Below are 26762 nucleotides of genomic sequence, written 5' to 3'. Positions count from 1 at the left end.
TCATCGCGCAGCAAATAACTGGCTCGGCCCGAGCGCCGCAATCTCCGAACGGCTGACCTGCGAGGCCGTGGCGGCCCTTGCTGGCCATGGCGATCTGCTCCATACCAGCCGCGGGGTGATTCCGGGATTTTCACCGTTCTGGGGGCGGCAAAGGGCCTGAAAAGAGCGTGTCTTGCGCCCATTGGTGCACTGCGCTAAGGCTCAGAATAATTCCAAATCGGACGAATCCGTGGCTGTCCCGAGGCTGCGGGAAAAAGGGCTCGCCAATGAGCGGCATTCTGCAGAACTATCTTCCACTCGTCGTCTTCATAGGGGTAGCGGGCCTCATCGGCCTCGTGCTGCTGATCGCGCCCTTCATCGTGGCGTTCCAGCAGCCGGACCCGGAAAAGCTGTCGGCCTATGAGTGCGGTTTCAACGCCTTCGACGACGCCCGCATGAAGTTCGACGTCCGCTTCTATCTGGTCGCCATCCTCTTCATCATCTTCGACCTCGAGGTGGCGTTTCTGTTTCCCTGGGCGGTGGCGTTCGGCAAGCTTGGCGCGACCGGCTTCTGGTCCATGGTGGTGTTCCTCGCCGTGCTGACGGTCGGGTTCGCCTATGAATGGAAGAAGGGAGCACTGGAATGGGATTGAACCCAGCTACGCAGTCCGCAGGTCCGGTGATCGCGCCGGCCCCGAAGGGCATTCTGGACCCGTCCACCGGCAAGCCGGTCGGGGCCAATGATCCGTTCTTCCTCGAGGTCAATTCGGAGCTGTCCGACAAGGGCTTCTTCGTGGCCGCGACCGACGACCTCATCACCTGGGCGCGCACCGGCTCCCTGATGTGGATGACCTTCGGTCTTGCCTGCTGCGCGGTCGAGATGATGCAGGTCTCGATGCCGCGCTACGACGTCGAGCGCTTCGGCTTCGCGCCGCGTGCCTCGCCGCGCCAGTCCGACGTGATGATCGTTGCGGGAACGCTGACCAACAAGATGGCGCCGGCGCTGCGCAAGGTCTACGACCAGATGCCCGAGCCGCGCTACGTCATCTCGATGGGCTCGTGCGCCAATGGCGGCGGCTACTATCACTATTCCTATTCGGTCGTGCGCGGCTGCGACCGCATCGTGCCGATCGACATCTACGTGCCGGGCTGCCCGCCCACGGCGGAAGCGCTGCTCTACGGCGTGCTGCTGCTGCAGAAGAAGATCCGGCGCACCGGCACCATCGAACGCTAAGGTTTTACGTCATGGACGACGCCAAGCTCGACGCCCTGGGGCAGACGATCGTTAGCGCGCTTCCGGGCGCCGCGACCGGTCACTCGGTGGCCTTCAACCAGCTCACCGTGGACGTCGAAGCCGCCAGGATCGTCGAGGTGGTCAAATACCTCCGCGATGACCCGAACTGCCGTTTCGTCAACATCACCGACATCACGGCGGTGGACTACCCGGATCGCGAGAAGCGCTTCGACGTGATCTATCATTTCCTGTCGCCGACCCTGAACGCGCGCATCCGGCTCAAGGCGCAGGCCGACGAGACCACGCAGGTGCCGTCGCTGATCGAAATCTTCCCCGGCGCCGACTGGTTCGAGCGCGAAGCCTACGACCTCTACGGCGTGTTCTTCGTCGGCCATCCCGACATGCGCCGCATCCTCACGGATTACGGCTTCGAGGGCCATCCGCTGCGCAAGGATTTCCCGCTCACCGGCTTCGTCGAGGTCCGCTACGACGACCAGGAGAAGCGGGTGGTGTACGAGCCGGTCCGGCTCAACCAGGAATTCCGCAAGTTCGACTTTTTGTCTCCTTGGGAAGGAGCCGACTATCCGGTGCTTCCGGGCGATGAAAAAGCGGGGCCGAAGGTCTGATCATGAACGAGCAATCTGAACAGCTTCGCAACTTTACGATCAACTTTGGACCGCAGCATCCGGCGGCGCACGGCGTGCTGCGCCTCGTGCTGGAGCTGGACGGCGAGGTCGTCGAGCGCGTCGACCCGCATATCGGTCTCTTGCACCGCGGCACCGAGAAGCTGATCGAGCAGAAGACCTATCTGCAGGCGATCCCTTATTTCGACCGGCTCGACTACGTCGCGCCGATGAACCAGGAGCACGCCTTCTGCATGGCCGCCGAAAAGCTGCTCGGCATCGAGGTGCCGCGCCGCGGCCAGCTGATCCGCGTGCTCTATTGCGAGATCGGCCGCATCCTGTCGCATCTGCTCAACGTCACCACGCAGGCGATGGACGTCGGCGCGCTGACCCCGCCGCTGTGGGGCTTCGAAGAGCGCGAGAAGCTGATGGTGTTCTACGAGCGCGCCTCGGGCAGCCGCATGCACGCGGCTTACTTCCGGATCGGCGGCGTGCACCAGGATCTGCCGCAGAAGCTGGTCGACGACATCGAGGCCTGGTGCGATCCGTTCCTCAAGGTGGTGGACGATCTCGATCGCCTGCTCACCGCCAACCGCATCTTCAAGCAGCGCAACGTCGACATCGGCGTGGTGCCTCTGAAGGAAGCCTGGGAGTGGGGCTTCTCGGGCGTGATGGTGCGCGGCTCGGGCGCGGCCTGGGACCTGCGCAAGTCGCAGCCCTATGAATGCTACGCCGAGATGGATTTCGACATCCCGATCGGCAAGAACGGCGACTGCTACGACCGCTATCTGATCCGCATGGAAGAGATGCGCCAGTCCGTGCGCATCATGAAGCAGTGCATCCAGAAGCTGAACGCGCCCGACGGCAAGGGCCCGGTCGTCGTCGCCGACAACAAGGTCGCGCCGCCGCGTCGCGGCGAGATGAAGCGCTCGATGGAAGCGCTGATCCACCACTTCAAGCTCTACACCGAAGGCGTCCACGTGCCGGCCGGCGAGATCTATGCCGCGGTCGAGGCGCCCAAGGGCGAGTTCGGCGTCTATCTCGTCGCCGACGGCACCAACAAGCCCTACAAGTGCAAGATCCGCGCGCCGGGCTTTGCCCATCTCCAGGCCATGGACCACATCTGCCGCGGCCATCTGCTCGCCGACGTCTCGGCGATCCTGGGCTCGCTCGACATCGTGTTCGGAGAGGTCGATCGGTGATGGCGCAGGCGCCAATCCAGTTTGACCGCGCCTCGGGGGCCCTTGAAGGGGCCAACCTGTGGGAGCGGACGGCTGCCTTGGCGCTGGTGACGGGATCGAAGATCTCCTCGCACTTCTCGCATATGGGCTACATCGCCTGCGCGAATTTGCTGCGCAAGACGCTGCCCGAGCGCAACATCGCGATCAGGCTCAATTCCGACGCGGTGTTCGAATTCCCCTACGGCGACGGCTATTGGAGCAAGCTGCTCAACCGCTCGTACAACTATGAAGACGAGCTCGAGCTGCTGTTCGCCGATTCCATCGACGTCGACTACACGCTGCTCGATTGCGGCGCCAATTACGGCTATTGGTCGGTGCTGGTCTCGAGCAAGCCGTTCGGCGCTCACAAGGCGATCGCGATCGAGCCGTCGGGCCAGAACTACCCGAAGCTCGCCAACAATGCGCGCGTCAACGCTGGCCGCTTCGAGACGATGAAGTGCGCGATCGGAGCGGCGCGCGGGACCGCGCGCCTGTCGGGCACCAAGCACGAGGCCTTCAGCATCGCCGGCGATCAGTCGGCGGGCGGGGAGGAGGTGCCGGTGATCGCGCTCGACAACCTGATCGACGACGGCAAGATCGCCGCGAGCGGCAAGTACCTGATCAAGCTCGACGTCGAGGGCGTCGAGATCGAGGCGATCAAGGGCGGCTTCCGCCTGCTGCAGGCCGACAGCGTCATCATGTGCGAGGAGCACGGCAGCGACCGCTCCCACGCCGTGTCGCGCTTCATCCTCGAACAGACCCCGCTGAAGCTGATCGTGTTCGATCCGCGCAGCAACCGCATGGAGACCGTGACCGAGCTGTCGATCCTCGACCGCATCAAGGTCTCGACCCACGTCGGCTACAACGTTTTCGGCACCGCAAGCGCATTCTGGCAGGACAGGATCGAAGCCCTCAACGCCAAGAACCTGAATGCGAAATCCGCGCGCCGCATGCAGTGAGAGATTGAGCTATGTCCGTTCGCCGATTAGCACCGAAGGAAGTCCAGCCCGCGAGCTTTGCGTTCACGGAGGAGAACCTCGCATTCGCCCGGCAGCAGATCGCGAAATATCCGGCCGGCCGGCAGGCCTCCGCGGTCATCGCCATCCTCTGGCGCGTCCAGGAACAGCACGAGGGCTGGGTCTCGGAAGCCGCGATCCGCGCCGTCGCCGACCTGCTCGACATGCCCTATATCCGCGTGCTCGAGGTCGCGACCTTCTACACCATGTTCCAGCTCGCCCCGGTCGGCAAGAAGGCTCACGTCCAGGTCTGCGGCACCACGCCGTGCCGCCTGCGCGGCGCCGAGGATCTGATCCACGTCTGCGAGCACCGCATCCATCACGAGCCCTTCCATCTCTCCAAGGACGGCAATTTCAGCTGGGAAGAGGTGGAGTGCCTGGGCGCCTGCGTGAACGCGCCGATGGTGCTGATCGGCAAGGACACCTATGAGGACCTGACCAAGGAAAGCTTCGGCAAGGTGCTCGACGGCTTCGCTTCGGGCAATCCGCCGAAGCCGGGTCCGCAGAACGGCCGCCAGTTCTCGGCGCCGATCACCGGACCGACCACGCTGAAGGAGACCACCTGATGCGGGATCTCGCTTCGTCGATAGCGCAGGGGAGCGTTGGCATGAAGAAGTGGGGCTTCATCGCGATGCACGCCGTGGTGGCGGCCGCCTTCATCTTCCTGCTGCAGCGCTTCGGCCTGAACGCATCGCTGGAATCGGCTTCGCTCTGGGCGCTGACGTTTGGCATCTGCGCCGCCGGACTTGCCTACAAGCAGTCCAATCGTTGATCGGAAAGCACTGATATGCTCGAGGACAAGGACCGCATCTTCAAGAACCTCTACGGCCTCCACGATTGGGGGCTCGAGGGTGCGCGGCGCCGCGGCGCCTGGGATGGCACCAAGAATATCATCGACAAGGGCCGCGACTGGATCATCAACGAGATGAAGGCGTCGGGCCTGCGCGGCCGCGGCGGCGCCGGCTTCCCGACCGGTCTGAAATGGTCCTTCATGCCGAAGGAATCGACCGACGGCCGGCCGAGCTATCTCGTCGTCAACGCCGATGAGTCCGAGCCCGGCACCTGCAAGGACCGCGAGATCATGCGGCACGATCCGCATCTCTTGATCGAAGGCTGCCTGATCGCGAGCTGCGCGATGAACGCGCATGCCTGCTACATCTATGTCCGCGGCGAGTTCATCCGCGAGCGCGAGCATCTGCAGGCCGCGATCGACCAGGCCTATGAGGCCAAGCTGGTCGGCAAGGACAACGTCAACGGCTGGCCGTTCGACATCTACGTCGCCCACGGCGCCGGCGCCTATATCTGCGGCGAGGAGACCGCGCTGCTCGAGAGCCTCGAGGGCAAGAAGGGCCAGCCGCGGCTGAAGCCGCCGTTCCCGGCCAACGTCGGCCTGTTCGGTTGCCCGACCACCGTCAACAACGTCGAGTCCATCGCCGTTGCGCCCGACATCCTGCGCCGTGGCGCGGCGTGGTTCGCCGGCATCGGCCGCCCGAACAATGTCGGCACCAAGCTGTTCTGCATCTCCGGCCATGTCGAGCGGCCCTGCAACGTCGAAGAGGCCATGGGCATCCCGTTCCGTGAGCTGATCGACAAGCATTGCGGCGGCATTCGCGGCGGCTGGGACAACCTCAAGGCCGTGATCCCCGGCGGCTCGTCGGTGCGCATGGTGCCGGCCGAGCAGATCATCGACACGCCGATGGATTTCGACTCCTTAAGCAAGCTGCGCTCGGGCCTCGGCACCGCCGCCGTGATTGTGATGGACAAGTCGACCGACCTGATCCGTGCGATTGCCCGCATCTCCTATTTCTACAAGCATGAGAGCTGCGGCCAGTGCACGCCGTGCCGCGAGGGTACGGGGTGGATGTGGCGCGTCCTCACCCGCATGGCCGAAGGCCGCGCCCACAAGCGCGAGATCGACATGCTGCTCGAGGTGACCAAGCAGGTCGAAGGCCACACCATCTGCGCGCTCGGCGACGCGGCGGCCTGGCCGATCCAGGGCCTGATCACGCACTTCCGTCACGAGATCGAAGCGCGCATCGACCAATATTCGCACAAGTCCGATGTCGACGATATCGGCGTCCGCGATCCCGTGAACATGGTCGCGGCGGAGTAAGAGACATGACCAAGCTCATCATCGACGGCAAAGAGATCGATGTCCCCGCCGAGTACACGCTGCTTCAGGCGTGCGAGGCGGCCGGCGCCGAGATTCCGCGCTTCTGCTATCACGAGCGGCTGTCGATCGCCGGCAATTGCCGGATGTGCCTCGTCGAGGTGAAGGGCGGCCCGAAGCCGGTCGCGAGCTGCGCCTGGGGCGTGCGCGACTGCCGTCCGGGCCCCAAGGGCGAGCCGCCGGAGATTTCGACGCGTTCGCCGATGGTGAAGAAGGCGCGCGAAGGCGTGATGGAGTTCCTTCTGATCAACCATCCCTTGGATTGCCCGATCTGCGACCAGGGCGGCGAGTGCGACCTGCAGGACCAGGCGATGGGCTATGGTGTCGACACCAGCCGCTTCGCCGAGAACAAGCGCGCGGTCGAGGACAAATATCTCGGCGCGCTGGTCAAGACCTCGATGAACCGCTGCATCCAGTGCACGCGCTGCGTCCGCTTCTCGGCGGAAGTCGCCGGCGCGCCCGAGATGGGCGCCACCGGCCGCGGTGAGGACATGGAGATCACGACCTATCTCGAGCACGCCCTGACGTCGGAACTGCAGGGCAACCTCGTCGACATCTGCCCGGTCGGCGCGCTGACCTCGAAGCCCTATGCTTTCGCGGCGCGCCCGTGGGAGCTCGGCAAGACCCAGTCGATCGACGTCATGGACGGTCTTGGTTCTGCGATCCGCGTCGACACTCGCGGCCGTGAGGTGATGCGGATCCTGCCGCGCATCAACGAGGCCGTGAACGAGGAGTGGATCTCGGACAAGACCCGCCACGTGGTCGACGGCCTGCGCACCCAACGTCTCGACCGGCCCTATATCCGCGAGGCGGGCAAGCTGCGCGCGGCAAGCTGGACCGAGGCCTTCGCCGCGATCGCCGCCAAGGCGGCGCGCACCGACGGCAAGCGCATCGGCGCGATCGCCGGCGATCTCGCCGGCGTCGAGGAGATGTTCGCGCTGAAGGACCTGCTCGCCAAGTACGGCTCGAGCAATCTGGCGGTGCAGGGCGGCGACGCCTTCGATCCGGCGCTCGGCCGCGGCTCCTACATCTTCAACCCGACGCTCGCCGGCGTCGAGCAGGCCGACGCACTGCTCATCATCGGCGCAAACCCGCGGAAAGAGGCGGCCGTGTTCAACGCCCGCATCCGCAAACGTTGGCGCGCCGGTGGCTTCAAGGTCGGCGTGATCGGTGCCAAGCCCGACCTGACCTATGATTACGACCACCTCGGTGCCGGCACCGAGACGCTGGGTGAGCTCGCGGCCGGCAAGCACTCCTTCATGGACGTGCTGAAGAACGCCAAGCACCCAATCATTCTGGTCGGTGCGGGCGCGGCCGCCCGTCACGACGGCGCCGCCATTCTCGCAGCCGCCGCCAAGCTCGCGCTCGACGTCGGCGCGGTGAAGGACGGCTGGAACGGCTTCGGCCTGCTGCACGAGACCGCCTCGCGCGTCGGCGCGCTCGACATCGGCTTCGCCGCCACGGCGGGCGGGCTGAACGCTGCGCAGATGACGACGTTCGGCACGCTGGACCTGCTGTTCCTGCTCGGCGCCGACGAGATCAAGGCGCCGGATGGCACCTTCGTCGTCTATATCGGCACCCATGGCGATCGCGGCGCGCACCGCGCCGACGTCATCCTGCCGGCGGCCGCCTACACCGAGAAGTCCGCGATCTACGTCAACACCGAAGGCCGCGTGCAGATGACCGGCCGCGCCGCGTTCCCGCCGGGCGAAGCCCGCGAGGACTGGGCGATCATCCGCGCGCTGTCGGAAGCGCTCGGCAAGAAGCTCGGCTATGACTCGCTCTCGGCGCTGCGCCAGGCGGTGTTCAAGGCCGTGCCGCATCTGATCCGTCTCGACCAGATCGAGGCCGGCTCCGCCGACCAGATCAAGAAGCTGGCGGGGAAGGGCGGCTCGCCCGAGAAGGCGCCGTTCAAGCCCCTGGTCGAGGACTTCTATTTGACCAACCCAATCGCGCGTGCGTCCGCCGTGATGGCGGAATGCTCGCGCCTCGCCTCCGGGCACATGCTGACCGCAGCAGAGTGAGCGTGATCTGATGGCATTCTTCGAAAGCGCATTCTGGACCGGGTTCCTCTGGCCGCTGATCATCATGGTCGCCCAGAGCGTCCTGGTGCTCGTCGTCCTCTTGGTGGCAATCGCCTACATCCTGCTCGCCGACCGCAAGATCTGGGCGGCGGTGCAGATCCGCCGTGGCCCGAACGTGGTCGGCCCGTGGGGCCTGCTGCAATCCTTCGCCGACCTGCTCAAGTTCGTGCTGAAGGAGCCGATCATTCCGGCCGGCGCCAACAAGGGCGTGTTCCTGCTGGCGCCGCTGGTGTCGTGCGTGCTCGCGCTCGCGGCCTGGGCGGTGATCCCGACCAATCTCGGCTGGGTGATCTCCGACATCAATGTCGGCGTCCTCTTCATCTTCGCGATCTCGTCGCTGTCGATCTACGGCATCATCATGGCCGGCTGGTCGTCGAACTCGAAGTACCCGTTCCTGGCCGCGCTGCGCTCGGCGGCCCAGATGGTCTCCTACGAAGTCTCGATCGGCTTCGTCATCATCACCGTGCTGCTCTGCGCCGGCACGCTGAATCTCTCGGCGGTAGTCGAGGCCCAGCACGCGCGCGGCCTTGCCAGCCTGATCGGGCTGCCGCAGCTGACCATCCTGAACTGGTACGTCTGGCCGCTGTTCCCGATGTTCGTGGTGTTCTACGTCTCGGCGCTGGCGGAAACCAACCGTCCGCCCTTCGACCTCGTCGAAGCGGAGTCCGAGCTCGTCGCCGGCTTCATGGTCGAGTACGGCTCGACGCCGTATCTCTTGTTCATGCTCGGCGAGTACGTCGCGATCGTCACGATGTGCGCGCTGGCCACGATCCTGTTCCTCGGAGGCTGGCTGCCTCCGGTGGACCTGCCGCCCTTCAACTGGGTGCCGGGGATCATCTGGTTCTCGCTGAAACTGTTCTTCATGTTCTTCCTGTTCGCGATGGCGAAGGCGATCGTGCCGCGCTACCGCTACGATCAATTGATGCGTCTCGGCTGGAAGGTGTTCCTGCCGCTGTCGCTGGCGATGGTGATCGTGGTGGCCGGCGTGCTGCATTTCGCCGGCATCGCGCCGAAGTGAGGGCCGTCATGGGTATCAACGTCAACGCCACTGCACGCTCGCTTCTGCTGTCGGAATTCGTCTCGGCGTTCTTTCTCGCCATGCGCTATTTCTTCCAGCCGAAGCCGACCCTGAACTATCCGTTCGAGAAGGGCCCGATCTCGCCCCGCTTCCGCGGCGAGCACGCATTGCGCCGCTATCCGAACGGCGAAGAACGCTGCATCGCCTGCAAGCTGTGCGAAGCGATCTGCCCGGCGCAGGCCATCACCATCGAGGCCGGCCCGCGCCGCAACGACGGCACCCGCCGCACCGTGCGCTACGACATCGACATGGTGAAGTGCATCTATTGTGGCCTGTGCCAGGAGGCCTGTCCGGTCGATGCCATCGTCGAAGGCCCGAACTTCGAGTTCGCGACCGAGACCCGCGAGGAACTTTATTATGACAAGGCCAAGCTGCTCGCCAACGGCGACCGCTGGGAACGCGAGATCGCGAAGGCGATCGAGCTCGACGCGCCGTACCGGTGAGGTGAGGGCATGATCCTTCCCGCGCTGTTCTTCTATCTGTTCGCCGGCATCTGCGTCGCCTCGGCGGTGATGGTGATTGTCTCGCGCAATCCCGTGCACTCCGTGCTGTACCTGATCCTGGCCTTCGTCAACGCTTCCGGCCTGTTCGTGCTGATGGGCGCCGAGTTCCTCGGCATGATGCTGATCGTCGTCTATGTCGGCGCGGTCGCGGTGCTGTTCCTGTTCGTGATCATGATGCTCGACGTCGACTTCCTCGAGCTGCGCGAGGGCTTCATCGAGTACCTGCCGGTCGGCCTCGTGATCGGCGGCATCTTCCTGTTCGAGCTGCTGCTCACCGTCGGCTTCTGGGTCATCAATCCCGGCGTCTCCAAGACGATCACGGCGGCGATCCCGGCCAATGTGAGCAACACCGAGGCGCTCGGGCTCGTGCTCTATACGAAGTACATCCACTACTTCCAGCTCGCCGGCATGGTGCTGCTGGTTGCGATGATCGGCGCGATCGTGCTGACGCTGCGCCATAAGGCGAAGGTCAAGCGGCAGGACATCAACGTTCAGAACGCACGCACGCCCGACATGGCAATGGCGATGCGCAAGGTGGCGCCGGGGCAGGGGCTCTCGGACGCGGATGCTGCGGAGTGGGTGAAATGACGATCGGGCTCGGACATTATCTGGCGGTCGGCGCGATCCTGTTCACGCTCGGCATCCTCGGCATCTTCCTGAACCGCAAGAACATCATCGTCATCCTGATGTCGATCGAGCTGATCCTGCTCTCGGTCAACATCAACCTCGTGGCGTTCTCGACCTTCCTCGGCGACATCGTCGGGCAGGTCTTCGCGCTGCTGGTGCTGACGGTCGCGGCTGCGGAAGCTGCGATCGGTCTCGCCATCCTGGTGGTCTATTTCCGCAACCGTGGCTCGATCGCGGTTGAGGACGTCAATCTGATGAAGGGCTGAGCTCTCAAATGGTTCAGGCGATCGTTTTCCTGCCTCTGCTGGGCGCCATTTTGGCCGGCCTGATCGCGCTTGTGGGCGCGCATGCCCGCAACCCCTCGGGCGACGAGGTCGAGCATCACGGCGACCATGGTCACGCGCACGCCCATGCGTCCGCCACGATCAACGAGGACGCCTCCGTCATCCACGAGACCCATCACGAGCCCGGCGACGGGCACGACGATCACGGCCACGGTCCGACCGAGCCGCCTGCGGCGGGCTCGCGCGCTGCCGAGCTGATCACGACAGGGCTGCTGTTCGTCTCGGCCGCGCTGTCCTGGATGACGTTGGTCGACGTCGGCTTCATGCATCACGACTACAGGATCCAGCTGCTGCCTTTCATCTTCTCCGGCGACCTCCAGGTCTGGTGGACGCTGCGCGTCGACACGCTTACGGCGGTGATGCTGGTGGTGGTGACGACCGTGTCCTCGCTCGTGCACCTCTATTCCATCGGCTACATGGACGAGGATCCCTACCGGCCGCGCTTCTTCGGCTATCTCTCGCTGTTCACCTTCGCCATGCTGATGCTGGTGACCGCGGACAATCTGGTGCAGCTGTTCTTCGGCTGGGAGGGCGTGGGTCTGGCCAGCTACCTGCTGATCGGCTTCTGGTACCAGAAGCCCTCGGCGAACGCCGCCGCCATCAAGGCCTTCGTGGTCAACCGCGTCGGCGACTTCGGTTTTGCCCTCGGCATCTTCGCGATCTTCATGCTGGTCGGCTCGACCGATTTCGAGACCATCTTCCACGCCGCGCCCGGCCTCACCGGCAAGACCATCGACTTCCTCGGCTGGCACGCCGACGCCCTGACCCTGACCTGCCTGCTGCTGTTCATGGGCGCGATGGGCAAGTCGGCGCAGTTCCTGCTGCACACCTGGTTGCCGGACGCGATGGAAGGCCCGACCCCGGTGTCGGCGCTGATCCACGCCGCGACCATGGTCACCGCCGGCGTCTTCATGGTGGCGCGCCTGTCGCCGCTGTTCGAACTCGCGCCGACCGCCCAGGCCGTCGTGATGTTCTTCGGCGCGACCACGGCCTTCTTCGCCGCCACGATCGGTCTCGTCCAGAACGACATCAAGCGCATCGTCGCCTACTCGACCTGTTCGCAGCTCGGCTACATGTTCGTGGCGATGGGGGCGGGGGCCTATTCGGTCGGCATGTTCCACCTGTTCACCCACGCCTTCTTCAAGGCGCTGCTGTTCCTGGGCTCCGGCTCGGTGATCTACGCGATGCACCACGAGCAGGACATCCGCAACATGGGCGGCCTCTGGAAGAAGATCCCCTACACCTATGCGGTGATGGTGGTCGGCACGCTGGCCCTGACCGGCTTCCCGCTCACCGCCGGCTATTTCTCCAAGGACGCGATCATCGAGTCCGCCTACGCCTCGCACAATCCGTTCGGGGTGTACGGCTTCCTGATGACGGTGATCGCCGCCGGCCTGACCTCGTTCTACTCCTGGCGCCTGATCTTCAAGACCTTCCACGGCGAGCCGCATGACGAGCATCATTACGAGGCCGCGCATGAGGCTCCGCTCTGGATCCTGGTCCCGATCGGCGTGCTCGCGGTCGGCTCGTTCGTCGCGGGCCTGCCGTTCAAGGAGCTGTTCGCCGGCCACGGCGTCGAGGAATTCTTCCGCGAGTCCGTGAAGATGAACCCGCACATCATCGAGGAGATGCACCACATCCCGCAAACCATCGCCTTCCTGCCGACGGTGATGATGGTGCTGGGCTTCCTCGTCTCGTACCTGTTCTACATCCGGCGGCCCTACATCCCGGTTCGGCTCGCTCAAGAGCAGCCGATGCTGTACCAGTTCCTGCTCAACAAATGGTACTTCGACGAGCTCTATGACCTCATCTTCGTCCGCCCGGCGAAGTGGATCGGCTACCAGCTCTGGAAGAAGGGCGACGGCTTCATCATCGACGGCTTCGGTCCCGACGGCGTCTCCGCCCGCGTGCTGGACGTCACCCGCAACGTCGTGAAAATCCAGACCGGCTATCTCTATCACTACGCATTCGCCATGCTGATCGGTGCCGCCGGCCTGATCACCTGGTTCATGTTCGGCTTTGGAGGCCAGTAAATGACAACCTGGCCCATTCTTTCGGTCACGACGTTCCTGCCGCTGGTCGGCGCGCTGATCGTCTATTTGAGCCGCGGTGATGACGAGGCGGCGCGGCGCAATTCGCGCTGGATCGCGCTCTGGACCACGCTGATCACCTTCGCGGTGTCGGTGATCCTGGTCATGCGCTTCGACCCCGCCAATCCCGACTTCCAGTTCGTCGAGAAGGCGAACTGGCTCGCCACCGGCATCACCTACCACATGGGCGTCGACGGCATCTCGCTGCCGCTGGTGATCCTGACCACCGCCGTGATGCCGTTCTGCATCATCGCGAGCTGGAAGGCGATCACGAGCCGCGTCCGCGAATACATGATGGCGTTCCTGATCCTGGAAACGCTGATGATCGGCACCTTCTCGGCGCTCGATCTCGTGCTGTTCTACCTGTTCTTCGAGGGCGGCCTGATCCCGATGTTCCTGATCATCGGCGTCTGGGGCGGTCCGCGCCGGGTCTATGCCTCGTTCAAGTTCTTCCTCTACACGCTGCTCGGCTCGGTCCTGATGCTGCTCGCCATCATGGCGCTGTACTGGAACGGCGGCACCACCGACATCCCGACCCTGATGCACACCGCCGTGCCGCGATCCTTGCAGACCTGGGCGTGGCTGGCCTTCTTCGCCTCGTTCGCGGTGAAGATGCCGATGTGGCCGGTGCACACCTGGCTTCCCGACGCCCACGTCGAGGCGCCGACCGCGGGCTCGGTGGTCCTCGCCGCGATCCTGCTGAAGATGGGCGGCTACGGCTTCCTCCGCTTCTCGCTGCCGATGTTCCCGCTGGCCTCGCACGACTTCGCGCCGCTGATCTTCACGCTCTCGGCCATCGCCATCATCTACACCTCGCTGGTGGCGTTGATGCAGGAGGACATGAAGAAGCTGATCGCGTACTCCTCGGTCGCGCATATGGGCTTCGTCACCATGGGCATCTTCGCCGGCACCATGCAGGGCGTTGCCGGCGGCATGTTCCAGATGATCTCGCACGGCATCGTCTCCGGCGCGCTGTTCCTCTGCGTCGGCGTCGTCTACGACCGCCTGCACACCCGCGAGATCGCGGCCTATGGCGGCCTCGTCAACCGGATGCCGCTCTACGCGATGACCTTCATGGTCTTCACCATGGCCAATGTCGGTCTGCCCGGCACGAGCGGCTTCGTCGGCGAGTTCATGACGCTGCTCGGCACCTTCAAGGTCTCGATCCCGACGGCGTTCTTCGCCACCTTCGGCGTGATCCTCTCGGCAGGCTACGCGCTGTGGCTCTATCGCAAGGTCGTGTTCGGGGCGCTGGTCAAGCCGTCGCTGGCGAGCATGAAGGATCTCACCTTCCGGGAATGCCTGACGCTGTTTCCCATGGTCGCGCTGACGATCCTGTTCGGCGTCTGGCCGAAGCCGGTGCTCGACATGTCGGCCGCCTCGGTCCAGCAACTCGTCAACAATTACAATACCGCCGTGACGGCCGTGAAGGCCGCCGCACTGCTCCAGTGATCGGGCAGGTCAGGATATCGCCATGAGCTTTTCGACTGCAGGTTATCAACTGGCGCCGGTGCTGCCCGAGCTCGTGCTCGCGGTCGGCGCCATGGCGCTTCTGATGCTAGGGGCCTATCGCGGGAAGGAGACGACCAGGACCGTCACGTCGCTGGCGGTGGTGCTCCTGGTCGTGGTCGGTGCGCTCGTCTACATGCAGCCCGCGGGCAAGCAGGTGACGTTCGGCGGCAGCTTCATCGTCGACGACTTCGCCCGCTTCATGAAGATCCTGGCCCTGATCGGCTCGGCGGTGACGCTGGTCCTGTCGACCGAGTTCCTGTCCGACCCGTCGCGCCGCATCTTCGAATACGCCATCCTGGTGCTGCTCTCGACCCTCGGCATGATGGTGCTGATTTCGGCCGGCGACCTGATCTCGCTCTATCTCGGTCTCGAACTGATGTCGCTGGCGCTCTACGTCGTGGCGGCTTCGAACCGCGACAACGCCAAATCGACCGAGGCCGGCCTGAAGTACTTCGTGCTCGGCGCGCTGTCCTCGGGCATGCTGCTGTACGGGGCATCGCTGGTCTATGGCTTTACCGGCACCGTGAGCTTCACCGGCATCGCCGCGGCCGCGACGGTCTCGAATGTCGGCCTCGTGTTCGGCCTCGTCTTCCTGCTCGTCGGCCTCTGCTTCAAGGTTTCGGCCGTGCCGTTCCACATGTGGACGCCTGACGTCTACGAAGGCGCGCCGACCCCGGTCACCGCCTTCTTCGCCTCGGCGCCGAAGGTCGCCGCGCTCGCCGTCTTCACCCGCGTCACCCTGACCGCATTTCCCGGCATCGTCTCGCAGTGGCAGCAGATCCTGGTGTTCGTGTCGATCGCCTCGATGGCGCTCGGCTCCTTCGCCGCGATCGGCCAGAGCAACATCAAGCGCCTGATGGCCTATTCCTCGATCGGCCACATGGGCTTCGCCCTGGTCGGCCTCGCCTCCGGCACGGTCGAGGGCGCGCAGGGCGTGCTGATGTACATCGTGATCTATGTCGCGATGACGCTCGGCTCGTTCTCCATCATCCTCGCCATGAAGCGCAACGGCCAGGCCGTCGAGCAGATCAGCGATTTCGCCGGCCTGTCGCGTACCAATCCGCTGCTCGCCTTCATGTTCGCGATGCTGCTGTTCTCGCTCGCCGGCATCCCGCCGCTCGCCGGCTTCTTCGCCAAATGGTACGTCTTCGTCGCCGCGATCAAGGCGAACCTGTTCACGCTCGCCGTGATCGGCGTGCTGTCGAGCGTCGTCGGCGCCTACTATTATCTCGCCATCGTCAAGACGATGTATTTCGACGAGCCGGCCGGCCAGGTCGATCCGGTGCGCGTCGAGGTGCGGACGGTGCTGGCGGTCGCGGGCCTGTTCAACCTGCTGTTTGCGCTGTTCGCGGGGCCCGTGGTGAGCGTCGCCTCCGCCGCGGCAAAGTCGCTGTTCTAGGATGGCCTTCGCGCTCGGTCCTCGCGCATCGGCCGCGGGCTACAAGCTCGCGGCGTTCGAACGGACCGGCTCGACCAACACCGAGGCGATCGAGCACGCCCGCGCCGGCGAACGCGGCCCGATGTGGTTCGTGACCTCCGAGCAGACTGCCGGCCGCGGCCGGCGCCAGCGCGCCTGGATCGCGCCGCGCGGCAATCTCGCGGCGAGCATCCTCGAAGTCATGGACGTCGCTCCGGCCGTCGCGGCCACGCTCGGCTTTGCCGCAGGGCTGGCCGAGGAGGCGGCGCTGGAGAAGGTGAGCCTCGAGGCCGCGCTCCGTCTCGGCGAAAGCCGGCCCCGCTACGCGCTGAAATGGCCGAATGACGTGCTCGCAGGCGGCAAGAAGCTGGTCGGCATTGGCCTCGAGGCCGAGGCCGTCGGTAGCGGCCTCGCCGTCGTCGTCGGCATCGGCACCAACGTGGTGGCAGCGCCCGAGGGCACCCCGACGCCCGCGGTGTCGCTGGCGGGCCTCGGCGTCCAGATCAGCGCCGAGGAGCTGTTCGCGGCCCTCTCCGACGCCTGGGTCGAGTTTCGCGGCATCTGGGACAATGGTCGCGGCTTTGCCGAGATCCGCAAGCTCTGGCTGGAGCGCGCCGCCGGCCTCGGCGAGAAGGTTGCGATCCACACGGGAACCACGACGCTGGAAGGTGTTTTTGACACCATCGACGACACCGGCTGCCTGATCGTCCGCACCGCGGAGGGCCGCCTTGTGCCGGTGGCGGCGGGCGAGGTGTTCTTCGGCCCCGTCGCCTCGGTGGGAGCTGCGTGATGGCAAGGCCCGACGAATTGGTGTTTGCGCCGCTCGGCGGCGTCGGCGAAATCGGCATGAACCTGTCGATCTACGGCCTCGGCAACCGCCACCAGCGCGCCTGGCTCGCGGTCGATCTCGGCGTCTCCTTCGGCGACGAGGAGCATCTGCCGGGCATCGACCTGATCATGCCTGACATCTCCTTCCTGGAGAAGGAACGCAAGAACCTGATGGGCCTGGTTCTGACGCACGCCCATGAGGACCATTTCGGCGCCATCATCGACCTCTGGCCGAAGCTGAAATGCCCGATCTACGCCACCAGGTTCAGCGCCGCTCTGTTCGAGGCCAAATGCGCCGCCGAGCGCAACGCGCCCGAGATTCCAGTGACCGTGGTGCCATCGGGCGGCCGTGTCGATATCGGGCCGTTCAACGTCGAGTTCATTCCCGTCGCGCATTCGATTCCGGAAGCGCATGCGCTCGCGATCCACACTGACGCTGGCATCGTGCTGCACACCGGCGACTGGAAGATCGACCCGACCCCGACGCTGGGAGCTCCGACCGACGAGAAGCGGCTGCGCGAATTGGGCGAGCAGGGCGTGCTCGCCCTGATCGGCGATTCCACCAATGCGGTGCGCGACGGCCGTTCGCCCTCGGAGGCCGAGGTCGCCAAAACCATCATCGACCTCGTGAAATCCGCCAAGGGCCGCGTCGCGGTGACGACGTTCGCCTCCAACGTCGCCCGCGTCAAAGCGGTGGCCGACGCGGCGAAAGCTGCCGACCGCGAGGTCGTCGTGGTCGGCCGGGCGATGGAGCGCGTGGTGCAGGTCGCGCGCGAGACGGGCTATCTCGACGGCGTGCAGAACTTCCGCTCGCCCGAGGTCTACGGCCATCTGCCGCAGGACAAGGTGCTGGCGCTGTGCACGGGAAGCCAGGGCGAGCCGCGCGCCGCGCTGGCCCGCATCGCCAATGACGACCATCCTGAAATCACGCTGAACCGCGGCGACAGCGTCATCTTCTCCTCGCGCACCATTCCCGGCAACGAGAAGGCGGTCGGCTCGATCATCAACAATCTGGTGCTGCAGGGCGTCGAAATCATCACCGACCGCGATGCGCTGGTCCACGTCTCCGGCCATCCCCGCCGCGACGAGCTGCGCGATTTGATCTCCTGGGTGAAGCCGCAGCTCCTGATCCCGGTCCACGGCGAGGCCCTGCACCTGCACGAGCACGCCAAGCTCGCCCGCGCCGCCGGCGTGCCGCGCGTGCTGGTCTGCCGCAACGGCGACCTCGTCAAGCTCGGCCCCGGCGATCCCGGCATCGTCGGCGAGGTGCCATCGGGGCGTCTCTACAAGGACGGCACGATCCTGGAGGATTCCAAGTCGCGCGCCGTGATCGAGCGGCGGCGCATGGCGTTCTCCGGCTGCGCTTTCGTCGCCATCGCCATGAGCGCCCAGGGGGAGCTGGTCGACGAACCCGAGGTCGATCTGGTCGGCATCCCCGAGAAGAACAGGGCCGGCGAGACCTTCGACGACATCGTCTTTGATGCCGTGATGTCGACCATCGAAGGCCTGCCGCGGGCGCGGCGCCGCGATCCGGACGCTCTGGCCGAGTCGGTGCGACGCGCTGTCCGGGCTGTGATCAACGAACATTGGGGCAAAAAGCCCCCCTGTCTGGTACATGTCCTGACAGTGTAGAGTAGGCGTGGTCTCTGGATCACGCTCTGAGGGAGAGGAAACATGTTGGGCCGGCTCAACCATGTTGCGATCGCGACCAAGGACGCCGTCAAGGCCGCGAAGATCTACGGCACCGCGTTCGGCGCCCAGATCTCGGAGGCCGTGCCGCTGCCCGAGCACGGCGTCATCACCGTGTTCGCGACCCTGCCCAACACCAAGATCGAGTTCATCGAGCCGCTCGGCGAGGCCTCGCCGATCGCAAAATTCGTCGAACGTAACCCGGACGGCGGCATCCATCACGTCTGCTACGAGGTCGTCGACATCATCGCCTCGCGCGACACGCTGGTGAAGGAGGGCGCAAGGGTGCTCGGCGACGGCGTGCCCAAGATCGGCGCCCACGGCAAGCCGGTGCTGTTCCTGCACCCCAAGGATTTTTCCGGCGCCCTCGTCGAGATCGAGCAGGCATAAGGCCGTCCCATGGCCATCCAGATCTCGACCGCGATCGCGATCTACTTCGTCATCTGGTGGGTCGCGCTGTTCCTGACGCTGCCGTTCGGCGTGCGCAGCCAGCACGAGGACGGCGTCGGCGCCCCCGGCACCGACCCCGGCGCGCCGATCCTGACGCGGATGGGCCGCAAGCTGATCTGGACCACGATCATCTCGGCGGTGATCTACGGCGCCGGCATCGCCGCCTATCACGCCGGCTATCTCTCCATCGAGCGCCTGTCGAAATTGATGGGAATGCCATTTTAAGGGCTTCTGCCGATCGCTCGGAAAGGCGATAGACTACGGCTATCCGCTGAGTTCGTCATTGCGAGCGCAGCGAAGCAATCCAGTATCCCTCCGCGGAAAGGCTCTGGATTGCTTCGCTGCGCTCGCAATGACACCGGAGATAGTTTGCATATTGAAACAAAGTTGGGGGAACGAATGACTTTTCAGCGTATCGTCATTGCGCTTCTGGTGCTGATCGTCGCCGGTCTCGGTGCCATCGGCTATGTCGAGTGGAAGATCGCCGTTCAGGCCCGCACGCTGAAGGCCTTCGTCGAGGGCTACGTCTTCAACGAGGCGGTGATGGCCTGCGAGCAGGCCAAGAGCTCGACGCCGTTCAAATGGAACGGGGGCAAGAGCACCTCCGTGATCGGCCTGAACTCGGTCAAGCTGGACAAATACACCGTCAGCGCCAGCTACACGCTGGTGGCGGACAGCGTCTATTGTGATTACGATCCCATCAAAAGAAAGGCCGAGATCGGCTCGAGCTTCCTGGAGCGGGAGTAACGGTCCGGGGGATGCCAAGCATGGGATGGGATCGTCATGGCGCAGGGGCAGGGGGACTACCGGATTCTGCATGAGGCCGATTTGCGGGCCTATCTCGCGGGCCTGCCGGACCTGAAGGGACTGCTCGGCGGCGAGCCGGCCGGGTGGGCGATCACGGAAGTCGGTGACGGCAACCTCAACCTCGTCTTCATCGTCAAGGGCGCGCGCGGTGGCATCGCCGTGAAGCAGGCGCTGCCTTACGTCCGCCTCGTCGGCGAGAGCTGGCCCTTGCCGTTGTCGCGGGCCCATTACGAATATCTCGCGCTGTCCCGCCAGGCCCAGCTCGCGCCCGGCCTCGTCCCGGCCGTGCTGCATCACAACGACGGCCTGGCGCTGACCGCGATGGAGCTGCTCGAGCCCCACATCATCATGCGCAAGGGGCTGGTCGCGGCAACGCGCTATCCGCGCTTCGTGGACGACATCACGACCTTCATGGCGCGGACGCTGTTCTTCACCTCCGACCTCGCGCTATCAGCGGCCGAGAAGAAGGAGGCCATCGCGGCGTTTGCCGGCAACCACGCGCTTTGCAAGATCACCGAGGACCTGATCTTCACCGATCCCTACCGCATCGCCGAGCAGAACCGCTGGACCGCGCCCTATCTCGACGGCCTCGCCGCGAGCTTGCGCGACGACATGGACCTGCACGTCGCCGTCTCCCGGCTGAAGCTGAAGTTCATGGCGAGCCCGGAAGCGCTGATCCATGGCGACCTCCACACCGGCTCGATCATGGTCACGGACAGCCAGACCCGGGTGATCGACCCGGAATTCGCATTCTACGGTCCGGTGGGCTTCGACGTCGGCGCCGTGCTGGCCAATCTCCTCATGGCCTATTTCGCCTCCGCCGGCCACGAGCGCGCTCCGGGCCAACGGGCGGCATTCGAGGCCTGGGTGCTGGAGACGGTCGAGCAGGTCTGGGTCCAGTTTGCCCGAAAATTCCTCGACCTCTGGCGCACCGGCGCGGCCGGTGATGCCTTTCCACTCTCGCTGTTCCCCGGTGAGAAGGGGGCCGCGCGGCTGGAGGCCGAGCGGCAGGCCTACATGCAGCGCCTGTTCACTGATGTGGTCGGGTTCGCCGCCGCAAAGATCATCCGCCGCATCTTCGGTCTCGCCCACAACATCGACTTCGAGCTGATCGAGCCCCCCAAGCGGCGGGCGGTCAGCGAAGCCCGTGCCGTGCGGCTGGCGAGGGCGATGATGGTGGAGACGGGGGCATTTCCCGCGATCGCCGACGTCGTCCGCGCCGCGCGAAACCTGCGCGATTGGCAGCCGGAGTTACCCGGCTGACAGAGCTGGCAAGGAGCTTGCTCTACGCCCCGTCATTGCGAGGAGCTCTTGCGACGAAGCAATCCAGGATCGTTCCGCGGCGGCAGTCTGGATTGCTTCGCTACCGCTCGCAATGACGGGGAAAGAGCGCCGCCGGCCACCAACAATGCCGCAAGGGAAAGGAGCCCGTCGGCATGCTCGCCCGATGACGCACCGCGTCAAATGCGCCTCCGCCAAAGGACTGCCTCAGGAACCGGCATCTTTTGCCGTCAAAACGAAGCTTGCTTTCGGCAGCCGACGAGTGATCAAATCCGGTGTCGGAATTCGTGCGTTGCCGGGGGACCACATGATGTTCAAGACCATCGCGATCGTTGCCGGTTTGGGACTGGCGCTCAGCGCCGCTGCGGAGGCGCAGACGCCGCGCAAGGGCGGAACTATCCGCATGACGGCGCCCTACGGCTCGAGCTTCACCAGCCTCGACATTCACACCACCCAGCGCGCCCAAGACGAGATCTACGCCAAGGGGCTGCACCGCTCGCTCTACATCTGGGATTCCGCGGAAGGCAAGCCGGTTCCGGAGCTTGCCAAAGAGGCCGTCGTCTCGGGTGGTGGCCTCGTTTACACCTTCAAGCTTCGCGACGACGCCTATTTCCACAATGGCCGCAAGATGACCGCCGACGACGTCATCTGGTCCTACAACCGCATCATGGACGGCACCAAGGCCTATCCCGGCGCGCGCTATGTCCGCGTGATCGAGGGGGCCGCCGCAGTGGAGAAGGGCCAGGCCAAGGAAATCTCCGGCCTGAAGAAGATCGACGACTTCACCATCGAGATGAAGCTGACCGAGAAGGTCGATCCGGGCTTCTACTTCTTCACCGCGCTGACCTCGATCTATCCCGCCGACGAGGCCGCCAAGGAGAGCTTTATCCAGAAACCGATCGGTCTCGGGCCCTTTAAGTTCGTCGAGCACGTGCCGGGATCGCGCATCGTGCTGGAGCGGTGGGACCGGTTCTACAAGCCCGGCAAGCCCTACGCCGACAAGCTCATCGTGTCGGTGATGGGTGAGGCCGCGGCCCGCGATGTTGCCTTCCGCAACAAGGAGATCGACACCTCGGTGCTGGGACCTGCGCAATACGTCGCCTACCAGTCCGACGCCGGCCTCAAGGGCACCATCGTCGAGGTCGCCGAGGTCTTCACGCGCTACATGGGCATGAATCCCGCGTTCAAGCCGTTCGCCGACAAGCGCGTCCGGCAGGCGATCAACTACGCGATCGACACCGACCTGATCATCAACAAGCTGGTCAAGAACAAGGCCTATCGCGCCACCAGCTGGCTGCCGCTGACCTCGCCGCTCTACGACAAGACCATGAAGCCGTATCCCTTCGATCCCGCGAAGGCCAAGCAGCTCCTCGCAGACGCGGGCTATCCCAACGGCTTCGAGTTCGAATGGACCACCAGCCAGAATGAAAGCTGGGGCCTGCCGATCGTCACGGCCGTCATCCCGATGCTGGACAAGGTCGGCATCAAGGCCAAGGTCAAGCAGGTCGAGACCGCGGTGCTGGCGGAGGTAGTTCGCACCGGCGACTACCAGGCTTTCGTCTACTCCCAGCAGAGCGGCCCGGATCCCCAGGCGGCGCTGAAATGCTTCCACTCATCGACGCCGCAATCGGCCTGCAACTACATGACCTTCAAGAACGCCGATTTCGACAAGCTGGTCGACGAAGCCGGGCAGGCCGACGACCCCGCCAAGCGCGGTCAACTGCTGCAGAAGGCCAATGCGCTGCTCTACGAGGAGGCGCCGGTCTGGTTCTTCAACTACAACAAGGCGGTCATGGCGGTGCAACCGTGGCTGAAGGGCATTCAGTTGAACGCGACCGAGCTGACCCACCAGAACGTCGAGGACCTCTGGGTCGACGAGACCTCGCCCGCGAAGTGACACGCGCGCTCCCTCCAGCGCGACGGGCGAGGGAGGGGGCGGAGAAAAGTTGAGATGCTCTCGTTCCTGATCCGCCGCGTCCTGCAGACCATTCCGACCGTGCTCGCCGTCGTGCTGCTGGTGTTCGTGCTGTTCAGCGTCGTTCCCGGCAGCATCGTCTCGACCATGAGCGACGACAGCGATCCGCAAGTCGAGCTGCGCCTGAAGAAGCAGCTTGGCCTCGACCAGCCCGTCTATATGCGTTTCGGCACTTACATCGCCCAGCTCGCGACCGGCGATTTCGGAACCTCGTTCCGGACGCGCGAGCCTGTCACGACCATGATCGCCAAGCGGGCATGGCCGACGCTGCAGCTGATCTTCGCATCCATGGCGTTTGCGGTCGTGGTCGGCGTTCCGCTCGGCTTCGTCGCGGCTCTGCGGCCGGGCAGCCTCGTCGACACGCTTGCAATGTTCGTCGCGGTGTCGGGCCTTTCGATCGCCAAGTTCTGGCTCGGACTGATGCTGATGTATCTGTTCGCGTTGAAGCTCGGCTGGCTGCCGAGCTTCGGCTATGGCGATGGCGGATTGAAATATCTGGTCCTGCCGGCACTGGCCCTTGGCGTCTCGCCGATGGCGCTGCTGGCGCGGACGACGCGCGCGGCGGTGCTCGAGATCATGACCGCCGACTTCGTCCGCACCGCGCGCTCGAAGGGCATGAGCGAGACCAGGGTCGTGAAGTGGCACGTGATGCGCAACGCGCTCGTCCTCATCCTCACGACCATGGGCCTGCAATTCGGCGCGCTGATGGGGCAGGCGGTCGTGGTCGAGAAACTGTTCTCCTGGCCGGGCATCGGCTCGCTGCTGGTCGACAGCGTGCTCCAGCGCGACATTCCCGCCGTCCAGGGCTCCATCCTCGTCGTGGTGCTGTTCTTTCTGGCGATCAATCTCTTGATCGACGTGCTCTACGGCGTGATCGATCCCAGGATCAGATACGCATGAAGCTCCGCGCCAATCTCGTCATCGGGGGAGCGTTGTTCGCGCTGGCGATCGTCGTCGGCCTGCTCGCGCCGTGGCTGGCACACACCGATCCGGTCATGGATGCCAACCTCATGAATGCGGAGGAGCCACCCAGTTGGACCTGGTGGTTCGGCACCGACGCGCAGGGCCGCGACATCTATTCCCGCGTCCTCTACGGCGCGCGCGTCTCGCTGACGGTCGGCATCGTCTCCCAGCTCATCAACAGCGTCATCGGGGTGGCGCTCGGCCTCAGCGCCGGCTATTTCGGCGGCTGGTGGGACGATGTCGTCAACGGCCTGACCAATCTCATGCTCGCGATCCCCTCGCTGATTTTCGCGCTCGCCATCATGGCGGTGCTCGGTCCCGGCCTGACCAGCCTCCTGATCGCGCTCGGGCTGACCAACTGGTCGTTCACCTGCCGCCTCGCGCGGGCTTCGGCGCTGTCGCTGCGGAGCCAGGGCTATGTGCAGGCGGCCACCGTGCTCGGCTATGGTGACGTGCGCATCATGATCACGCAGCTGTTGCCGAACATGCTGGGGCCCATCGTCGTCATCGGCACGCTGGGCATGGGCAGCGCGGTCCTGTCCGAAGCCGCATTGTCGTTCCTGGGCCTTGGCGTCCGCCCGCCGTTTCCGAGCTGGGGCAGCATGCTATCGGAAGCCCGCGAGCAGATCACGACGGCGCCGTGGCTTTCGATTTTCCCGGGCCTTGCCATCTTCCTGACCGTGCTCGGCCTCAATCTGCTCGGCGATGGCTTGCGCGACATCCTCGATCCGCAATCGCGGAGCCGGCGCACATGACAGGCAGCCCGCTGCTCGAGGTCGAGAATCTGCGCATCGATCTCGATGACGGATCGAGGCGCGTTGCGGCGGCCGAAGGCATTTCATTCCGCATCGATCGCGGCGAGACGTTCGGCCTGGTCGGCGAGTCCGGTTGCGGCAAGAGCATCACGGCGCTCGCCTTGATCGGCCTGCTGCGGTCGCCCTTGTCGATCGGCGGCGGCGTCATCCGGTTCGAGGGACAGGAGATCCAGCACCTGTCCGCCGCCAGGCAACGGCAGCTGCGCGGCAATCGTATCGCCATGATCTTCCAGGAGCCGATGACGGCGCTGAACCCGGTATCGCCGGTGGGGAGGCAGATCGCCGAGATGTTCGTGCTGCACAGGGGCAAGAGCTGGCGGGAGGCCAACCAGCTGGCGGTCGAGGCGCTCGCGAGCGTCCGCGTCCCCGCGCCGGAGCGGCGCGTCAAGGACTATCCGCACCAGCTGTCCGGCGGCATGCGCCAGCGCGTGATGATCGCGATTGCGCTCGCCTGCGGTCCGGACCTGCTGATCGCCGACGAGCCGACCACGGCCCTCGACGTCACCGTGCAGGCGGAAATCATCGAGCTGATGCGCAATCTGTGCGCCGAGCGCGGAACGGCGATCCTCATGATCAGCCACGATCTCGGCCTCGTTGCCAATGTCTGCCGCCGCGTTGCCGTCATGTATGCCGGCCGCATCGTCGAGGAGCGCGGCTCGGCCGACATCTTCCGCGCGCCCTCCCATCCCTATACGCAGGGCCTTGTGGACTCGCTGCCGCGGCTTGGCAGCCGCGCTGCGCTTGGCCGCAGCCGCCTGAAGGAGATCGCGGGCGTCGTGCCGGCGATTACGCGCTTCCCGGATGGCTGCCGGTTCAATCCGCGTTGTGCGCAGGCGACGGAAATTTGCCGAACCACGGCGCCGCAGACGGATGGGTTGGAGGCGGGCGGTTTCGTCCGGTGTCACCACCATGCATGAACCGCGGGGGGGAGTGGATGACGATGTGATCCTCAGCGTGGAGGATCTTGCCGTTCATTTTCCGCTCGGGGGCGGCCTGCTGGGCCGCGGCCGTCGGCTGCTCCGCGCCGTCGAGGGCGTCGACCTCAAATTGAAGCGCGGCGAATGCCTCGGCCTCGTCGGCGAATCCGGCTCGGGCAAGTCGACGGTCGCATTGTCGATCCTGGGCCTGCTGGCGCCGACGCGGGGCCGCATCGTGCTGGACGGGCAGGTGGTCACGAACCGGCAATCCGGCGACCGGAAGGCACTCGCGCGCATCGTGCAGATCGTGTTCCAGGACCCTTACGCCTCGCTCAATCCGCGCCAGACCGTTCGCCGCACGCTCGAAGATCCCCTGCGCGTGCACGGGGTGACTGCGAAAAGCGAAATCGAGGACCGGGTGGCGACGATGCTGAAGCATGTCGGCCTGCGCCCCGAGCAGGCCGACCGCTATCCGCATGAATTCTCCGGCGGCCAGCGCCAGCGCATCGGCATCGCCCGTGCCCTGATCCTCAACCCCAGGATCGTCATCTGCGACGAGCCGGTGTCGGCGCTCGACGTCTCGATCCGCGCCCAGATCATCAACCTGCTGCTGGAGCTGAAGGACACGCTCGGCCTGTCCTACATCATGATCAGCCACGACCTCGGCGTGGTCGAGCACATGAGCGACCGCGTGGCCGTGATGTATCTCGGCCGCATCGTCGAGAACGGCCATTGGCGTGAGATCTTCGAGTGCCCGGCGCATCCCTATACGCAGGCCCTGATCGCGGCCATCCCCGATCCGCTGCGCCATGCCCCGCTGGCAACGACGGGCGGCGACCTGCCAAATCCGCTCAACCCGCCGAACGGCTGCGCCTTCAGCCCGCGCTGCCGCTACGCGGAGGCGGTGTGCCGGAGCGAGCCGGGGCCGTCGCTGGAGACGCGAGCGGATGGGCATGCGGTGCGATGCTGGCGGAGCGAGGAGATTGCGGGGCAGACGGCGTCAGTCTCGACGGAGGGATAATGCGCTGAAGGCGCGTCTAATCCAATAGGATAAGAGCCGAAGAAATTTAGCATGCCCTATTGGCCGCTGTCCGGGGAGCCTCCGTGCTCATTTTGACCGCCGCTTATGACCGAAGCGGA

General features: G+C 65.1%; 27 protein-coding genes. All 27 read left to right on the top strand.

Translation table 11 applies throughout. The features are described 5' to 3' along the window. The first annotated feature begins 266 nt into the window (after positions 1-266). The 27 genes from XI05_RS03610 to XI05_RS03480 all read left to right on the top strand — a co-directional run bounded on the left by XI05_RS03610 (position 267) and on the right by XI05_RS03480 (position 26643). Positions 267-632, top strand: coding sequence for an NADH-quinone oxidoreductase subunit A (locus XI05_RS03610; protein ID WP_008136158.1), 366 nt, complete (start codon positions 267-269; stop codon positions 630-632). Further along, positions 623-1213 carry a NuoB/complex I 20 kDa subunit family protein gene (locus XI05_RS03605; RefSeq protein ID WP_036025347.1) on the top strand — a complete coding sequence of 197 codons (591 nt, stop codon included), beginning with the start codon at positions 623-625 and terminating at the stop codon, positions 1211-1213. The genes XI05_RS03610 and XI05_RS03605 overlap by 10 nt, the downstream gene beginning before the upstream one ends. 11 nt (positions 1214-1224) lie before the next feature. After that, positions 1225-1839 (top strand): NADH-quinone oxidoreductase subunit C, encoded by a 615-nt coding sequence (locus XI05_RS03600; protein WP_271498686.1) that lies wholly within the window; start codon positions 1225-1227, stop codon positions 1837-1839. 2 nt (positions 1840-1841) lie between these two features. After that, positions 1842-3038 (top strand): NADH-quinone oxidoreductase subunit D, encoded by a 1197-nt coding sequence (locus XI05_RS03595; protein WP_172783526.1) that lies wholly within the window; start codon positions 1842-1844, stop codon positions 3036-3038. Beyond that, positions 3038-4015 (top strand): FkbM family methyltransferase, encoded by a 978-nt coding sequence (locus XI05_RS03590; protein WP_271498684.1) that lies wholly within the window; start codon positions 3038-3040, stop codon positions 4013-4015. Before XI05_RS03595 ends, XI05_RS03590 begins: the two co-directional genes overlap by 1 nt. Before the next feature lie 11 nt (positions 4016-4026). After that, a complete protein-coding gene (gene nuoE / locus XI05_RS03585) occupies positions 4027-4638 on the top strand; it encodes an NADH-quinone oxidoreductase subunit NuoE (protein ID WP_271498681.1) in 612 nt (203 codons plus the stop codon). Then, on the top strand, positions 4638-4844 hold the full coding sequence (locus XI05_RS03580; RefSeq protein ID WP_172783529.1) for a hypothetical protein: 207 nt from the start codon (positions 4638-4640) through the stop codon (positions 4842-4844). The genes nuoE and XI05_RS03580 overlap by 1 nt, the downstream gene beginning before the upstream one ends. Before the next feature lie 15 nt (positions 4845-4859). Beyond that, on the top strand, positions 4860-6185 hold the full coding sequence (gene nuoF, locus XI05_RS03575) for an NADH-quinone oxidoreductase subunit NuoF (protein ID WP_271498678.1): 1326 nt from the start codon (positions 4860-4862) through the stop codon (positions 6183-6185). A 5-nt stretch (positions 6186-6190) separates the two neighbouring features. Next, positions 6191-8266 carry an NADH-quinone oxidoreductase subunit NuoG gene (gene nuoG, locus XI05_RS03570; RefSeq protein ID WP_271498675.1) on the top strand — a complete coding sequence of 692 codons (2076 nt, stop codon included), beginning with the start codon at positions 6191-6193 and terminating at the stop codon, positions 8264-8266. A 10-nt stretch (positions 8267-8276) separates the two neighbouring features. Continuing rightward, positions 8277-9344, top strand: coding sequence for an NADH-quinone oxidoreductase subunit NuoH (nuoH, locus tag XI05_RS03565; protein ID WP_271498671.1), 1068 nt, complete (start codon positions 8277-8279; stop codon positions 9342-9344). An 8-nt stretch (positions 9345-9352) separates the two neighbouring features. Further along, on the top strand, positions 9353-9847 hold the full coding sequence (nuoI, locus tag XI05_RS03560; RefSeq protein ID WP_210268102.1) for an NADH-quinone oxidoreductase subunit NuoI: 495 nt from the start codon (positions 9353-9355) through the stop codon (positions 9845-9847). Between the two features lie 9 nt (positions 9848-9856). Then, on the top strand, positions 9857-10495 hold the full coding sequence (locus XI05_RS03555) for an NADH-quinone oxidoreductase subunit J (RefSeq protein ID WP_212257264.1): 639 nt from the start codon (positions 9857-9859) through the stop codon (positions 10493-10495). After that, the gene (gene nuoK, locus XI05_RS03550) at positions 10492-10800 is read left to right on the top strand and encodes an NADH-quinone oxidoreductase subunit NuoK (protein WP_008547737.1); all 309 of its coding nucleotides are present in this window, start codon (positions 10492-10494) and stop codon (positions 10798-10800) included. Before XI05_RS03555 ends, nuoK begins: the two co-directional genes overlap by 4 nt. Positions 10801-10808: 8 nt before the next feature. Further along, positions 10809-12911, top strand: coding sequence for an NADH-quinone oxidoreductase subunit L (gene nuoL / locus XI05_RS03545; RefSeq protein WP_271498668.1), 2103 nt, complete (start codon positions 10809-10811; stop codon positions 12909-12911). Further along, complete coding sequence (locus XI05_RS03540; RefSeq protein WP_271498665.1) at positions 12912-14420, top strand: NADH-quinone oxidoreductase subunit M; 1509 nt, start codon at positions 12912-12914, stop codon at positions 14418-14420. It begins immediately after the preceding gene. A 22-nt stretch (positions 14421-14442) separates the two neighbouring features. Beyond that, positions 14443-15879, top strand: coding sequence for an NADH-quinone oxidoreductase subunit NuoN (gene nuoN / locus XI05_RS03535; RefSeq protein ID WP_271498662.1), 1437 nt, complete (start codon positions 14443-14445; stop codon positions 15877-15879). A gap of 1 nt (position 15880) precedes the next feature. Then, a complete protein-coding gene (locus tag XI05_RS03530; RefSeq protein WP_271498660.1) occupies positions 15881-16687 on the top strand; it encodes a biotin--[acetyl-CoA-carboxylase] ligase in 807 nt (268 codons plus the stop codon). Further along, positions 16687-18357, top strand: a complete 1671-nt coding sequence (locus tag XI05_RS03525) for a ribonuclease J (protein WP_271498657.1) — start codon at positions 16687-16689, stop codon at positions 18355-18357. The genes XI05_RS03530 and XI05_RS03525 overlap by 1 nt, the downstream gene beginning before the upstream one ends. Before the next feature lie 42 nt (positions 18358-18399). Beyond that, positions 18400-18804 (top strand): methylmalonyl-CoA epimerase, encoded by a 405-nt coding sequence (gene mce / locus XI05_RS03520; protein WP_097662509.1) that lies wholly within the window; start codon positions 18400-18402, stop codon positions 18802-18804. 9 nt (positions 18805-18813) lie between these two features. Next, the gene (locus XI05_RS03515; RefSeq protein ID WP_271498656.1) at positions 18814-19089 is read left to right on the top strand and encodes a DUF1467 family protein; all 276 of its coding nucleotides are present in this window, start codon (positions 18814-18816) and stop codon (positions 19087-19089) included. A gap of 174 nt (positions 19090-19263) precedes the next feature. Beyond that, on the top strand, positions 19264-19611 hold the full coding sequence (locus XI05_RS03510; RefSeq protein ID WP_271498654.1) for a hypothetical protein: 348 nt from the start codon (positions 19264-19266) through the stop codon (positions 19609-19611). A 36-nt stretch (positions 19612-19647) separates the two neighbouring features. After that, the gene (gene mtnK, locus XI05_RS03505; RefSeq protein WP_271498652.1) at positions 19648-20934 is read left to right on the top strand and encodes an S-methyl-5-thioribose kinase; all 1287 of its coding nucleotides are present in this window, start codon (positions 19648-19650) and stop codon (positions 20932-20934) included. Positions 20935-21259: 325 nt separating this feature from the next. After that, positions 21260-22849, top strand: a complete 1590-nt coding sequence (locus XI05_RS03500; RefSeq protein ID WP_271498650.1) for an ABC transporter substrate-binding protein — start codon at positions 21260-21262, stop codon at positions 22847-22849. Positions 22850-22903: 54 nt separating this feature from the next. Further along, positions 22904-23827: an ABC transporter permease gene (locus XI05_RS03495; RefSeq protein WP_271498648.1), complete on the top strand. Its 924-nt coding sequence runs from the start codon at positions 22904-22906 to the stop codon at positions 23825-23827. Next, complete coding sequence (locus XI05_RS03490) at positions 23824-24645, top strand: ABC transporter permease (protein ID WP_271498646.1); 822 nt, start codon at positions 23824-23826, stop codon at positions 24643-24645. The genes XI05_RS03495 and XI05_RS03490 overlap by 4 nt, the downstream gene beginning before the upstream one ends. Next, a complete protein-coding gene (locus XI05_RS03485; RefSeq protein WP_271498644.1) occupies positions 24642-25622 on the top strand; it encodes an ABC transporter ATP-binding protein in 981 nt (326 codons plus the stop codon). Before XI05_RS03490 ends, XI05_RS03485 begins: the two co-directional genes overlap by 4 nt. Beyond that, positions 25615-26643, top strand: coding sequence for an ABC transporter ATP-binding protein (locus tag XI05_RS03480; protein WP_271498642.1), 1029 nt, complete (start codon positions 25615-25617; stop codon positions 26641-26643). The genes XI05_RS03485 and XI05_RS03480 overlap by 8 nt, the downstream gene beginning before the upstream one ends. Positions 26644-26762: the final 119 nt, after the last annotated feature.

The sequence above is a fragment of the Bradyrhizobium sp. CCBAU 11357 genome, assembly GCF_028128865.1.
GTDB lineage: Bacteria > Pseudomonadota > Alphaproteobacteria > Rhizobiales > Xanthobacteraceae > Bradyrhizobium.
Note: the sequence above shows the minus strand (reverse complement) of the source record. Positions and strands in the feature narration are given on the sequence as shown.